At 46.3% G+C, this 13,773-nt stretch carries 11 protein-coding genes; 5 read left to right on the forward strand and 6 right to left on the reverse strand.

The window, feature by feature from the left end:
- The first annotated feature begins 194 nt into the window (after positions 1 to 194).
- On the forward strand, positions 195 to 923 hold the full coding sequence (locus L5L91_RS06435) for an HDOD domain-containing protein (RefSeq protein ID WP_105250172.1): 729 nt from the start codon (positions 195 to 197) through the stop codon (positions 921 to 923).
- 80 nt (positions 924 to 1,003) lie between these two features.
- On the opposite strand, the gene L5L91_RS06440 is transcribed toward L5L91_RS06435, so the two are convergent.
- Positions 1,004 to 1,909 (reverse strand): LysR family transcriptional regulator, encoded by a 906-nt coding sequence (locus L5L91_RS06440; protein WP_028761667.1) that lies wholly within the window; start codon positions 1,907 to 1,909, stop codon positions 1,004 to 1,006.
- 200 nt (positions 1,910 to 2,109) lie between these two features.
- Between L5L91_RS06440 and metE the strand changes: the two genes are divergently transcribed.
- Positions 2,110 to 4,380 carry a 5-methyltetrahydropteroyltriglutamate--homocysteine S-methyltransferase gene (gene metE, locus L5L91_RS06445; RefSeq protein WP_263235932.1) on the forward strand — a complete coding sequence of 757 codons (2,271 nt, stop codon included), beginning with the start codon at positions 2,110 to 2,112 and terminating at the stop codon, positions 4,378 to 4,380.
- 95 nt (positions 4,381 to 4,475) lie between these two features.
- Here metE and queG read toward each other — a convergent pair whose 3' ends face one another.
- Positions 4,476 to 5,678 carry a tRNA epoxyqueuosine(34) reductase QueG gene (queG, locus tag L5L91_RS06450; RefSeq protein ID WP_263235934.1) on the reverse strand — a complete coding sequence of 401 codons (1,203 nt, stop codon included), beginning with the start codon at positions 5,676 to 5,678 and terminating at the stop codon, positions 4,476 to 4,478.
- Positions 5,679 to 5,852: 174 nt separating this feature from the next.
- On the opposite strand from queG, the gene L5L91_RS06455 reads away from it, so the two are divergent.
- Complete coding sequence (locus L5L91_RS06455; protein ID WP_028761670.1) at positions 5,853 to 6,650, forward strand: substrate-binding periplasmic protein; 798 nt, start codon at positions 5,853 to 5,855, stop codon at positions 6,648 to 6,650.
- On the opposite strand, the gene L5L91_RS06460 is transcribed toward L5L91_RS06455, so the two are convergent.
- Positions 6,647 to 8,503, reverse strand: coding sequence for a diguanylate cyclase (locus L5L91_RS06460; RefSeq protein ID WP_411568904.1), 1,857 nt, complete (start codon positions 8,501 to 8,503; stop codon positions 6,647 to 6,649). The genes L5L91_RS06455 and L5L91_RS06460 overlap by 4 nt on opposite strands.
- A 220-nt stretch (positions 8,504 to 8,723) precedes the next feature.
- Here L5L91_RS06460 and L5L91_RS06465 point away from each other — a divergent pair, with 220 nt between their 5' ends.
- The gene (locus L5L91_RS06465) at positions 8,724 to 9,248 is read left to right on the forward strand and encodes a phosphatase PAP2 family protein (protein WP_105250166.1); all 525 of its coding nucleotides are present in this window, start codon (positions 8,724 to 8,726) and stop codon (positions 9,246 to 9,248) included.
- Between the two features lie 32 nt (positions 9,249 to 9,280).
- Positions 9,281 to 9,715, forward strand: a complete 435-nt coding sequence (locus tag L5L91_RS06470; protein ID WP_105250165.1) for a DUF3069 domain-containing protein — start codon at positions 9,281 to 9,283, stop codon at positions 9,713 to 9,715.
- A gap of 132 nt (positions 9,716 to 9,847) precedes the next feature.
- On the opposite strand, the gene L5L91_RS06475 is transcribed toward L5L91_RS06470, so the two are convergent.
- From L5L91_RS06475 to L5L91_RS06485, 3 genes are all read right to left on the reverse strand, one after another.
- Entirely contained in the window at positions 9,848 to 11,536 is a 1,689-nt protein-coding gene (locus tag L5L91_RS06475; protein ID WP_105250164.1) for an NAD-dependent malic enzyme, read from the reverse strand.
- Positions 11,537 to 11,805: 269 nt separating this feature from the next.
- Entirely contained in the window at positions 11,806 to 12,270 is a 465-nt protein-coding gene (locus L5L91_RS06480) for a DUF1456 family protein (protein ID WP_168824742.1), read from the reverse strand.
- Between the two features lie 140 nt (positions 12,271 to 12,410).
- The gene (locus L5L91_RS06485) at positions 12,411 to 13,685 is read right to left on the reverse strand and encodes an NRAMP family divalent metal transporter (RefSeq protein WP_263235937.1); all 1,275 of its coding nucleotides are present in this window, start codon (positions 13,683 to 13,685) and stop codon (positions 12,411 to 12,413) included.
- Between the last annotated feature and the right edge of the window lie 88 nt (positions 13,686 to 13,773).

The raw sequence follows: 13,773 nt of genomic DNA on the forward strand, positions 1-13,773 counted from the left end.
AGGTATAGTCTTGAATATCGTTTTAGTAGAGTGGTTTAATTGTCGTTATCTATAGTGTTAGCGGGCAGTCATAACTAAATAGGAGTAATTTATATTTTACTCTGCTGTTTATGGCTGAAATTCTTAGTATTTTAGGTATGATGTGAGCTGTAACCGAATCATCTTATTGTTAATAAACAGGTGTAAAGTGTCTTATGACTGATCTTGAGCAACAGGTTTTTACTCAAGTTAGAGCTATCATAGCGAACGAAGAGCAAGTGATTGGCCGCCGAGGGATTCTAATTCCACTCAAAAAAGCGATCCTTGCTGAAGGCGACATTCGTAATGTGATTGACATTATCTCGAGCGATCCCGCATTGGCAGCGCACATGCTTATGCGCAGTAATTCCGCACAGGCTGCTGTAGTGGAAAATCACAAAACTCGCTCGTTGAAAGAAGCTTTGATCCGCTTAGGTCAAGTTAATATCTATCGCTACGCCTTTACGTTCTATTTAAAAGAACGCCTCGATGAACTGCCACAGCCCTATAAAAAGTTGGTCCAAGGTTATTGGAAGCTGACTGAAGATATTGCAACGGATGCGGTAGATAGCTTAGCGGATATGGAAGGTGTGGAGGTTGATGCTGACGAAGTGCAAACCTTAGCTCTGTTCAGTGTGTTCGGCCAAATTATCGCACTGACCGCATTTGCCTATTTAAATGCTAATGCCGAACAGTCATTTCCTTTAAGTGTGATTAAGTCATTGATTGATAATCAACAACAGACCTTAACCATCGAAGCGTTCGAGGCGTTAGATCTCGATCAGGATCTGCGTCAAGAATTTATGATCGCCCATAATTTGCGTCAGACCCGTAATCCTAATTCATCAGGGTTGATACTGCGCCGTGTCTTGTCTATGCGTGGATTGTTGATGAATCCGCTGTAATTTGTTGATGCTATGAAATAGTCATTTGACTCAATAAACAAGCCTGCATTCGCAGGCTTTTTTACTCAATGTCACCCGCATTAATTCGTCTTCTGCTGGCGGGATAAACCTTCTCTCGCCACCAGTTGTAACCAATTTTGGATCAATGCAGAGTTAGCACTGTGGCGGCGATAGGCACCAAATAGCGGTCGTTTCAGACCTTCTTGGCCGAGTTTTACCGTAGCGAGACTCAGTCCATGTCCTTCATTAATCGACCAGCTTGGCAGCGCAGCTATGCCGTCTTTACAGGCGATACGTTGCAATAACATCATGGTTAAATCACAGGTTTTTTGCTCGCCCGCCTCTATGCCCGCAGGTTCTAAAAAGTGGCGATAAATATCTAAACGTGTCAACGGCACTGGATAACTGATAATAGGCAAGTGTGCTAATTGCTTAGGGGTGACATAGGCTTCTTTCGCTAAAGGATGATCCTTAGCAACCACTAACTTCACTTCAAAATCAAACAAATGCTGGTAGGCGAGTGAATGCCCAGGCACAGGATCTGAGGTTAATACAATATCTAGTTCACCCATTTCTAAGGCATTGAGCGAGTCGAACAAGTGGCGGCTCGACAAGTCTAACTCGGCAGTTGGATGATCTTGCCTAAATTGCTCCATTACAGGCATTAACCAGCGAAAACAGCTATGGCACTCAATGCCGACACGCAACTGATTGGTTTCGGTTTCCAGCCCATTCTTCAAATCTGTCTCGGTTTCTAACACCTTAGGCAAAATCTCTTCGGCCAGATGCAGCAGGCGTGCACCTTCTTGGGTGAATGACAGTGGCTTACTCTTACGCACAAAAATGGGCGAGTTAATCCTTTGCTCCAACTCCTTAATCTGGTGTGAGAGGGCGGATTGAGTGACAAAACGTTTTTTGGCTGCGCCCGCCAAACTGCCGCTTTCTTTCAGGGCCATTAAGGTTCGCAGGTGTCTTAGTTCGATCATGTTCACTCCAAGTGAATTTCGCTCATGTTGTGCTTGAAATCAATTCGGTTGCTGGAATAGAGACTAACACAATAAACTTCTAGACGTCCAGACGCCCATTGTTATTTATCAAGGCTGAAGTGCTGAAAAGTGCCAAGAGAAAACAATCTGGTGGGTGCAAGTGCCGAATATGGCTTATCTCAAATAAAGGAAGATAGAGTATGCAATTAAATAGTCTTGGTTTTCCCCGTATCGGGCGTCGTCGTGAATTGAAATTTGCTTTAGAAAAATACTGGCGTGGTGAGAGCACTCAGGCACAATTACGTGAAGTGGCGAGTGAACTTCGCCACACCCATTGGCAGTGGCAAGCTGCTGCTGGCATTGAGCAAGTTCCCGTAGGTGATTTTGCCTTTTATGATCAAGTGCTGACCTTAAGCGCGACTTTAAATGCCATTCCTGAGCGTCATCGTGGTGAAGGGGCAATCGATCTCGATACTTTATTCCGTGTTGCCCGCGGCAGAGCGCCAACGGGCCAAGATGCGCCAGCTTCTGAAATGACCAAGTATTTCAATACTAACTATCATTATTTGGTGCCAGAGCTGACGCAAAACCAAGAGTTTTCGATTGCTTACGAGCAGTTTTTTGATGAAGTCAGCGAAGCGCAAGCGCTAGGCTATAAAGCAAAACCTGTGCTACTCGGCCCTGTTAGTTACTTGCACCTTGCTAAAACTGTGGGTCAAGAGTTCAATAAGTTAAGTTTATTGCCTAATTTATTAACTGCTTATGCTGACATCTTGGCGCGTTTCGCTGCTCAGGGAGTGCAATGGGTACAGCTCGATGAGCCCATTCTCGCATTGGAATTGGATGGCGAATGGCAAGCGGCGATCACTGAGGCGTATCAAGCCCTCAGCATTACGAAGGTGAAGATCCTTCTTACCAGTTATTACGGCGGTATCGCACACCATCAAGCGCTGGTATCGGCCTTACCGGTCGCGGGGTTGCATGTCGATTTAGTCACCGCGCCGGATCAATTGGCGGTCTTTGCTAATGCGCTTGGTCAAGATCAAATTCTGTCGGCGGGTGTGGTCAATGGCCGCAACGTGTGGGCGGCAGAGGCGGATTTGATTGCCGAACGCATAGGCGCGGTTGCCCGTGATCTCGGAGATCGCTTGTGGATCGGTACTTCTTGCTCACTCCTGCACAGCCCTGTGGATTTAGAGGTGGAAGCCACGCTTGAGCCCGCGCTGCGTCAACAACTCGCGTTTGCGAAGCAGAAATTACTCGAACTGGCCAATGTGCGCCAATTGCTACTGGCACCTGAATCAGTCGCGGCAAAAGAGATTGTGCAAACCTGTTTGGCGCGCCGCGAGGCGAAAGCGCAGGCTGCCGACAGTCAAGTGATTGCCCGCGTTGCCGCGTTGACATCTGCCGATTATGAGCGCGTCAGTGATTTCAGCGTACGCCAAGCAGTGCAGCAGCAGAAATACCGTTTACCTCTGTTGCCGACCACCACCATTGGCTCCTTCCCACAAACACCAGCAATCCGTGGACTACGCAGTCGCTGGCGCAAGGGCGATCTGAGTGATGCACAATATACAGAGCAATTACAACAAGTCACCCGCGATACTATCGACCGCCAGCTTAAACTTGGTATCGATGTACTGGTTCATGGTGAGGCCGAGCGCAACGATATGGTGGAATACTTTGGTGAGCAGCTTGCGGGCGTTGGCTTTACCAAAAATGGTTGGGTGCAAAGTTATGGTTCACGCTGTGTTAAGCCACCGTTGATCTATGGTGATGTTAGTCGTCCAAATGCGATGACGGTTGATTGGGCCGAGTTTGCCCAAAGTCTTACCGACAAGCCTGTAAAAGGCATGCTGACTGGCCCTGTGACGATTCTGCATTGGTCATTCGCCCGTGAAGATATCGGCCGCGATGTGATTGCGACTCAGCTGGCGCTGGCGATTCGTGATGAAGTGGTGGATTTACAAAATGCAGGTATTGGCATTATACAAATCGATGAGCCCGCCTTCCGTGAAGGTCTGCCATTGAAACAAAGTGAGTGGCAAGCCTATTTAGATTGGGCGGTCAATGCCTTTAAACTCAGCGCTGCTGGCGTGATTGATGAGACCCAAATCCACACCCACATGTGTTACAGCGAGTTTAACGATACGATTGCCGCGATTGCTGCCATGGATGCCGATGTGATCACTATCGAGACTTCGCGTTCACGGATGGAGTTACTCAACGCCTTTGAAGATTTTGAGTATCCCAATGAAATCGGCCCTGGTGTGTACGATATTCACTCGCCAAACACTCCAAGTGTGGAGGCCATGGTGCACTTAATCGAGAAAGCAGCGCAAAAAGTGCCCGTACGTCAGCTGTGGGTCAACCCAGATTGTGGCCTAAAAACCCGTACTTGGGATGAAGTCGAACCCGCATTGAAAAACATGGTCGATGCCACGCGAGAACTACGTCGCCGCCTTGGTTAATATTATGCTTGAGTGAAATATTTTTTATTGATCTTATTGAGTTAGTAACAGCGGATGCTTATGCATCCGTTGTCTTTTATTTATTGCCGACTGACTTAAGCATCTCGCGGTAAGCCTTTTTCGATAATGCGCACCATGCGCTCGGTTTTGCGGCGGGCTTTTTGTTGTTCAGTTGCGGTGCTTTCAGCAAGGCGCGATTGCTGGGCATTAAGCGCCCATTCAATATGCTCACGCACTATCTCATCGATATCTTCGCTGTGATTGCGGGCGTTAAGTGCGGCAATAATCCTTGGGCTTGCGGGAGCGTTACCCAGTGCTACTGCAATATTACGTAGCCAACGTTTATGCCCAATGCGGCGAATGGCGCTGCCTTCAGTTTGTTTAAGAAACTCGGCCTCGCTCCAAGCAAAAAGGCTGAGAAGGTCAGGCTGCTTTAACTGCGGACGAATATGAAAGTCAGTTTCTTCAGTCAGCGGCGCTTGGCGATTGATGGGACACGCGAGTTGGCAATCATCGCAACCATAGATGCGATTGCCCATGAGTGGCCTAAATTCTTCGGGAATAGCGCCCTGCAGTTCAATGGTGAGATAGGAAATACAGCGTCTGCCATCGACCACATAAGGTTCTACGATTGCACCCGTTGGGCAGGAGGTAATGCAGGCGACACAAGTGTTACAGCCTTCTTGAATGGGAATATCCACAGGTAGAGGCAAATTGATCAGTAGCTCACCTAAAAAGAACCAACTGCCAGTCTCATGGTTGAGTATGAGTGAGTGTTTACCTGTCCAGCCTATGCCGGCTTTTTCGGCTAAGGGGCGCTCAAGTACAGGGGCTGAGTCAACAAAGGGGCGAAAGTCAGCGGCATCGAAACCGAGAGAAACTAACTCTGCACTGATTTGATCTCCGAGCTTTTTAAGCCGAGCGCGGATCAACTTGTGGTAGTCGCGACCTCCTGCATAACGGGAAATATAACCTAAGTTGGGATCGGTGAGATTCGTTGCAAAGCCAGCTTCGGGTGGTAAATAGTCCATCCGTACGGAGATCACCCGCACTGTGCCCGGATGCAGTTCTTGCGGGCGAGCGCGCATCATGCCATGGGTAGCCATATAGGCCATTTCGCCATGAAAACTTTTGTCTAGCCATGCTTGGAGTTTGGCTTCTTCAGCGGTTAAATCCGTATCGCAAATGCCAACCTGCGCAAATCCGAGTGCTTTTCCCCACGTTTTAATTTGCAGAGCGAGCCGCGACAGCATGCTGGCATAGGATTGGCTTGGGGTTTGATTGGCTAAAGTTGACATGAATTGATGGCAGCGAGGCTCTTGGCTAGGTGGCAATATGATAGCAGTTTTCACTTATTGAGGACGAGTTTACTCAGAAGGGGGCGTGAGGCGATATTTTCTTTGGGGTATTTGTTTATTTGCAGTTGGGATTGAGTCTATGATTAGGTCTAATGTTTATCGTTTGGTATTCGTATGCTGAGTGCGTTTCCCCTTAGGGCGTGTTTTCTTGCGATGAGCTTATTAGGCCTGATGCCTAATCTTGTTTTTGCGGCGCCTGACAAGTTGAAATTGGTGACCGAAGCTTGGCCTCCCATGAGTTACGAGCAAAATGGTGTGCCGCAAGGTTTTGCGGTGGACTTAGTCAATACCTTGCAATCAAGACTGGGTCAGAGTGAAAAAATTGATGTGTTACCTTGGGCCCGGGCGTATTCGATTGCCAATACCTCAGCGAACGTTTTACTTTTTGCTACGTCAATTAATGATGAGCGAGCTGAGCAGTTTGATTTTATCGGTCCTATTGCGACCAGTAAAATTGCATTGTACGCAAGGGCGGCAGATCCCATCGCTCTCGATCAACTTGCTGAACTTCAATCGACAGATATTGTGGGGGTTTATCGGGAATCGGCGGGTGCGCAGTTGCTACAACAAGCGGGCGTGGATAATTTGCTGGTGGCGAGTTTTCCGCAGCAATCGGCGAAACAGTTGCTGTTTTCTCGAATTCGTTTTTGGTGCCAGGCGGATCTTGCGGTAAAGCAGATACTCGAAGAAGTGGGTGCGAGTGAGACAGATATCCGCCAAGTGTTTGTAGTATCGGAGATTAATCTCTATTTAGCTTTTTCTAAAGGGACATCGGCGGCAACCGTTATCAGTTGGCAAACAGAGCTTGAGAAAATGAAAGACTCAGGTGAATTTAGTCGTTTGTATCAGACATGGTTTGGCACTTTGCCACCGCCATTACAACATCAAGTGTTTTGGCATAAGGCCGTTTAATTCTCTCTTAAAGCCTCATTCTTGGCTGATTTCACACAATTTCTGCCCGCATTTTTAGCCTCATAAAGAGCATTGTCGGCCCGCTTTAGCAAGGTGGCAAAATCTTTATCTTGATATGCATCTTCCGTATTATTTTGTGGTTCTAAAGTGGCGACACCAGCACTAACGGTCAATTTGAGTTCTGCTGGTAAATTCTGTGCGCTAAGGCGGCTAATATGGTTCTGCAATTGATGCGCCAGCGCTAACGCACCTGTGGCATCAGTGTTAGGCAATAGGATTAAAAACTCTTCACCACCGATGCGGCCAACGAGGTCTTTATTACCCGATAAGGCTCGGCCTGCATTTGCAATGGTCATAAGGGCGCGATCGCCTAATTCATGGCCGAAGTTATCGTTGATTTTTTTGAAGTGATCCGCATCAAAAATAATCACTGAAAAAGGGCTTTGATGTTTTAAGGCTTGCTGAAAATATTTTGCGGCTTGGGCATAAATATGCCGACGATTAGGGAGTTTGGTAAGATAATCCGTGAGAGCAATAACTTGCAGTTGGCGATTTCTATGTACTTGTTTATAAGCGAATATAGACACTATCGTCAGGATAAAGCCCGCTAGTAATAGGATAATATGTTGCAGTGATTTGTTCTTTTCAAGTAGCGCGAGCTCTTGTTCTTTAAGGTTTTGGTTTTCAATCAAGCGTTGATTTTCAGATTCAATCCGACTGGTATCAAACTTGACCTTTAATTCTGTCGTATGATGGGAGAGAGAATTGCCATCGACTTTTTTTGTTAGGGTAACAAATTCTTGCAGCGCTCCGTAGGCGGCAGATAAATCATTCATAGCCACATATATGTTACTTTTAAGCTGCAGCAGTTGAGTGAGTCCCCGATTATTCTGCAGAGTGCGAAAGGCTTTTTCCCCTTGCTCAAGTTCGGTAAGCGCCTCTTTATAGCGAGCTTGTTGAAACTTTATCTCGGCCATAAAAAGCTTCATGAAGCTGTAATCTGTCAGATCTTTTTCATTAATAACAGTATCGGCTTCGATTAAATACTTTTCGGCTTCGTTTAGACGATTGAGTTTGATTAAGCTGTAGGCAATATTCGTTGCCATAGTTGCTGCCACTTTTTCCTGCTGATGTTCCTTGAAGTATTGATAACTTACTAAGAAATTATCTACGGCCTGTTGATGTTCACCGAGTTCATCTAAGGCAAGGCCAATGTCCGAGTTGACATACATTGCCTGTTCTTGGTTATTGTTTTTTAGATAGAGAGCTTTGAGTTTGGTGTAATAGCGGATTGCACTTTGGGGATCGCCATAACGTCTAAAACTGGTAGCAACATCGGCAAGGTTAATGTTAGCCCAACCGCTTAAATTGAGTGATTCATAGAGATCTTGTGCAGTGACGAGATCGTCTAATGCCGCAGAAAAATCGCCAATATAAGAGTAAAGTGCGCCGCGAATGCTGCGCGAGTCGGCGATTAGCTTAAGGTCTTCATGCTCATAGGCACGTTTAACACTGAGATTATAGCCTTCCATCGCGCCATCCATATCACCACTTAATTGCAGAAACCAAGAGCGGCAGAGCGTGAGGTCGGTAATGAAATGGGGGGAGGCGGTTGGCTGAATATTGCTCAGTGCTTGGTTAGTATTTTTAAGTGCCAGTGCAATAGCGGTGTCGTTTTCTGTATTCTGATCCCAGCATTTAAGCAGTTGCAGCTTTTCATGACGGGTGACATCGTCAGTCGAAATTAGTTTGCTTAATAACACTAGATTGCTTTCGATTTCTTCACGGGTCATAGGGACGCCGCTTTCAAATCTTGCAAATATTTTATCAACCTGAGTCTTTTCTTCTGCCATAGCGTTGCTGAGCGGCAGTAGAAGCAGCAATAAGGAGAATGATAAATACCTAAGTTGATGTAGCAAAAAAGATTCCTGTTCGAATTAAAATCAATAGCTAATTATTAGCTTAGCATAACTTGTTTGTTCATTTTTAATATAGATGTATAGCAATTTTGCATTCGGTTAATGATCAAGGTATAAACTCCGCCTTGGTTATTATCCCACAAAGGAATCACCCTTGAAGAAATTACTCTGTGCTGCATTATTCATGATGAGTGGCACTAGTTGGGCAGGCTCAGATTTAGAAACCTCTGGCGATGTATTGCATTTATTATTACCCGCTACTGCGATGGGCGCGACCTTGTTTTATGAAGAGGGTTATGACGGTAGTTGGCAGTTAATTCAGGCAGCGGTGTCGAGTCGGTTAATTGTTGAAGGTCTTAAGTATAGTGTGAGTAAAGACAGGCCAGACGATAGTGGCGATGATTCGTTTCCATCGGGTCATACCTCAGACAGCTTTATGGCGGCGACGTTTATTCAGCAGCGCTATGGTTGGCAATATGGTTTACCTGCCTATGTTGCCGCATCTTATGTGGGTTACACACGAGTGGCGAGCGACCAACATTATCTCGAGGATGTGTTAGCTGGCGCGGCGATTGGAGCGCTGGCGGGTTGGTATTTTACTCAACCCTATGAGGGGATTACAGTTACGCCGATTGCGGGTAACGGCGTTTATGGTTTATATGTGAGTGGTCAGTTTTAAGACTATTTTTTGGGATGTGAATCGAGATTTTTATGAGCGAATTATCAGCTGTTTACCGCGAAACTGCCGAGCAGATTTCTTACAATGTTGCGAATAAAGTATTACCAATGGCTAAATTACCGGGTGACTTATTAGCAGCGTACCAAGGTTTGTGTGCCGAACTGTTGGAAGACAGGGAAGGTAAATTTAGCCAAGCTTGGGCATCTTTACCTGCCAGTGCACGTAATCTAATGGAACAAGCCGCATTCCACGGTTTCTATATCGCGAATGCTTGGTTGCAATTGAGTCGTGTCGCCCAAGAAATTTCTGAGCAAGCCGATACCGATAGTGCAATCCAAGAGCAAGAATATAATGGCATTTTTACGCGCTTAGCCGATGAATCGCTCAAAGAAAGCCTACGTAAGTTGAAGAAAGCGCGTACCGATCGCGCTTTGCTCAATAGCTTTAAACAGGTGATGGCACCTTAGTGTTCTATTGAAATGAAAAACTGTGCCTGAAATGAAAAAGCCCGTTACTGCAAAGTAACGGGCTTTTTGCTGGCTAGCACAAACGCTCAACTAAGCTGCTCTACTGCAACTTGAGTCGCGGCAACGCTATGCTTAGAACGAAGTGCGTTTGTAGCGGCGATATTCTGGACTCCAGAAATTGCCTTCAATCGACTGCTGTAAGATCTCATCGCTCATGGGCAGCGTTAACCCTTGTTCAACTGCGACTTTACCTACGGCGAAAGCAATATGCTTACTCACCGCATGGATATCTTCCAGTTTAGGCAGTAGTGGACCTGTACCATCGATTGCCAGTGGCGAACATTCGGCAAGTGCGCGACTTGAAGCCATCAACATGGCATCGGATACATGACGTGCGCCCGAAGCTAATACGCCTAAGCCAATACCTGGGAAGATAAAGCTGTTGTTGCACTGGGCAATTTCATAGGTTTCACCATCGACAACCACAGGCTCGAATGGGCTGCCCGTAGCGACGAGTGCTTGACCTGAGGTCCAATGCAAAATGTCCTTCGGTGTCGCTTCTACGCGGCTGGTGGGGTTCGACATAGGGAAAATAATCGGCCGAGCACAATGGCTGTGCATAGCACGGATGATTTCTTCGGTGAAGAGTCCTGGAACCCCAGATACCCCAATCAGCACTGTCGGCTTGGCGTTGTTAACCACATCGAGCAGTGAAATATTGTCGCTGAAATTACTCCAGTTTTGGATATTTGTGCATTTCTGCGCCAATTTTTGCTGGAATGGCAACAGGTTAGGCATGTTGTCGAGCAATAAGCCCCAACGGTCAACCATACACACTTGAGTGCGAGCTTGCTCGTCGCTGATCCCTTCAGACACCATTTGTGCCACGATAGCTTCGGCAATACCGCAACCGGCACTACCAGCACCGAGGAAGGCGATACGTTGTTGATTCAATTCAGTGCCCGCAGCCTTACACGCGGCGAGCAAGCAACCAACGGCAACCGCAGCAGTACCTTGAATATCATCGTTAAAGCAGCAATAGCGATCCTTATAACGCTCTAGGATCGGCATGGCATTCTTTTGGGCAAAGTCTTCGAACTGGATCAAAGTATCCGGCCAACGCACGTGGACGGCTTGCATAAAGGCTTCGATAAACTCGGCATATTCTTCACCACCGATGCGTGGATGGCGCCAACCCATATACATAGGATCTTCTAACAACTGCGGATTATCTGTGCCTACATCTAAGGTAATAGGCAGGGTATAAGCCGGACTGATACCGCCACAGCTAGTGTAGAGTGACAGCTTACCGATAGGGATCCCCATGCCGCCAATACCTTGATCGCCAAGGCCTAAAATACGTTCACCATCAGTGACTACGATAATTTTAACTTTTTGACGAGTCGAGTTATTGAGGATGTCATCGATCCTATCTTTGTTCGGATAGGAGATAAACAAACCACGGTTGCGGCGATAGTTTTTCGAGAAACGTTCACAAGCTAAACCTACCGTCGGCGTATAGATGATGGGCATCATCTCGCTGATGTTATTTTGCACTAAACGATAAAATAAGGTCTCGTTTGTGTCTTGGATATTACGTAGGTAAATATGCTTGTCTAAGTCGTTATTGAAACTTCTAAATTGATCGTAGGCGCGAGAAGCCTGCTCCTCAATCGTTTCAATGGCATAGGGGACTAAGCCTTCGAGGTTAAAGAAAATACGCTCTTCTTCAGAAAATGCACTGCCCTTGTTAATCAGTGGGGCTTCAAGAATGGCAGGTCCTGCAAACGGAAGATAGAGGGGGCGTTTATTATCGTCCATGGGTAACCTTTTGAGTTATTGTTTAAGTGGTCAATACGTGCTGTAAGTCACGTAAGGTTATCATGAAATGTGATCTTTGTTGTCCGTGGAACGAGGTATTTGTGGTTTTTTTTGCAGCAGTAAAAAAGTCAGCTGTTTTAAACAGGATTTCTGAGGTTGTTGAGATGGAATTGTTAAGGTCTTGTTTATATCCAAACAAGCTCAGGTGTAGATAAAAATGGATATAAAAAAACGCAGCCTAAGCTGCGTTTTATGTCATAAGTTTAGCGTTATACGCCGCGATACTTAAGTGATAAGCCGCGGATAAAGTTACGCAGTATTTGATCGCCACACTCTTTAAAATTCTTGTGGTCTGGATTGCGGAACAGGGCGCTTAGCTCTGATTTTGACATTTGCACTTCGGCTAAAGCCAAAGCTGCTACTATGTCTTCTTCACGCATTTCGAGGGCAACTCTCAGCTTTTTAAAGATGAGGTTGTTGTTTAAACGTGAAACGGGCGCTGGAATTTCTGCACCTTCACGTAGACCGCGCTTCTCTATGATAAGACCATCTAAAAACTGACATAAGGTCGTGTCGTTACAAGCTTTATAACCTTCTTCCTCTTCTTTACGTAGAAGATCAATCATCTCTTCGACAGGCACTTCTCTTCCAGCTTTAGCAAAAATTTTAATCATTTTTGCATTGCTAAAATCAAACACGAAGCGCAAACGGCGCAAAATATCATTATTAATCATGGTCATCTCTTGGCGCGGCTGCGCTGTCTGGTTTAAGAGCCCGCATTATATACCCAAACCACCTTAATTGCAGAATTCAGCGGGAATTTAATGGCAGTTAGTTAAGGCCATTTATTGCTCCGGCATAAACATTCTGACAATTAACCTTTAATGATGTTGTACCAATAGATAAACAGTGCCGCGAAAATCAGTAGATAAATCAGGCCAAACCAAGAGAGTAGTTTCATCTTAGCGCCGTATCTATCGGCCTCGGGGAGCTGTTTGCTGGTCATTAAGCGGAAATTTAACCAAGCAAAAATGACTGTGGTCATAAAGGCCAAGATCATCACAAACTCGAGTAACGGCAACAGTGCACCTTTAAAGAAGAGGATCAGCAATAAGCCAAAGGCACTGATGGCGAGCATGATCCCAGTGAGGCGTTTGTCTGAACCGGCCTTTGAGGTGAGTAACTGCCAGCCCATATCTAAAGTGCGGCTGTAGCCATCGATAACAGTTACAGTGGTGCTGAAAATACACAGAAATGCCACAATACCAATAAGATAACGACTTTCTCCGCCCATCACTTGGCTATAAAGGTTGATTAATTGATTAGCAAACTGCGCGCCGGAATCTGAAAAGTGTTCGCCACTGCCATGCATCACTAAGGCGCCCAAGGACAAAAACACGATCGCGAGGATCGCAGTGATGATGTAGCCTAAGTTAAAGTCGAGCAGTGCCTGCGCTTTCGTGACCGTCTGGCTTTTTTGTTTTTCGAGCAACCAGAGAGAATTCCAAGCGCTGACTTCAATCGGTGCTGGCATCCAGCCCATCATGGCGACTAGGAATCCCACATGGGCCCATTGCCAAGGTGAGGGAGAAACAAAATTGCTCGCTAATGGTTGAGCATGATCCCAAGCTAAGGCCACGGCAATTAAGGTGGTTAAGGTTAGGGCGAACATGATGATCTTAGTGAGTCTATCGAGCAGTTGATAATGGCCTAAGATCAGCAAAGCCAAAGAACTTAGCAATACCAATAGGGCTAACCAATCGATGGGAAGCGGAATAAATTGGGTCAACATAGCGGCGGTGAGCATGCAAACACCCGCAGTGCTGGCAACGGCGGCGATCACATTTAGTCCCGTAAATAGCAGTAAATAACCTCGGCCCTGTTTGAGGTAACCGTGCAGTAGACTCTCACCCGTGGTGGCGGTGTAGCGTGCGCCAGCGGCAAAGAAAGGATACTTAAGTAAATTCACCCCTAAAATGACCCAAGCCAATTGCCAGCCAAATTCGGCACCCGCCCGAGTCGAGGCGACTAAATGCGATGCGCCAATCGCCGCGGCGGCCATAAGAACACCTGGGCCCATGGCTTTAATGCCGAGAGTTAGGTGTGTCATCCAAGAGGATGAAGGAGAAGTTACTGAAGATTCTGTCATGTCGTTATTAAAAATGCCTGTTGAAAATTAATCTTGGGAATCGAGCACTCCCTCATGCTAAGGCTGCGCTCATGTTAAAGCTGCGCTA

Origin of the sequence: Shewanella sp. SM55, assembly GCF_025654025.1 — a bacterium.
Lineage (GTDB): Bacteria > Pseudomonadota > Gammaproteobacteria > Enterobacterales > Shewanellaceae > Shewanella > Shewanella oncorhynchi.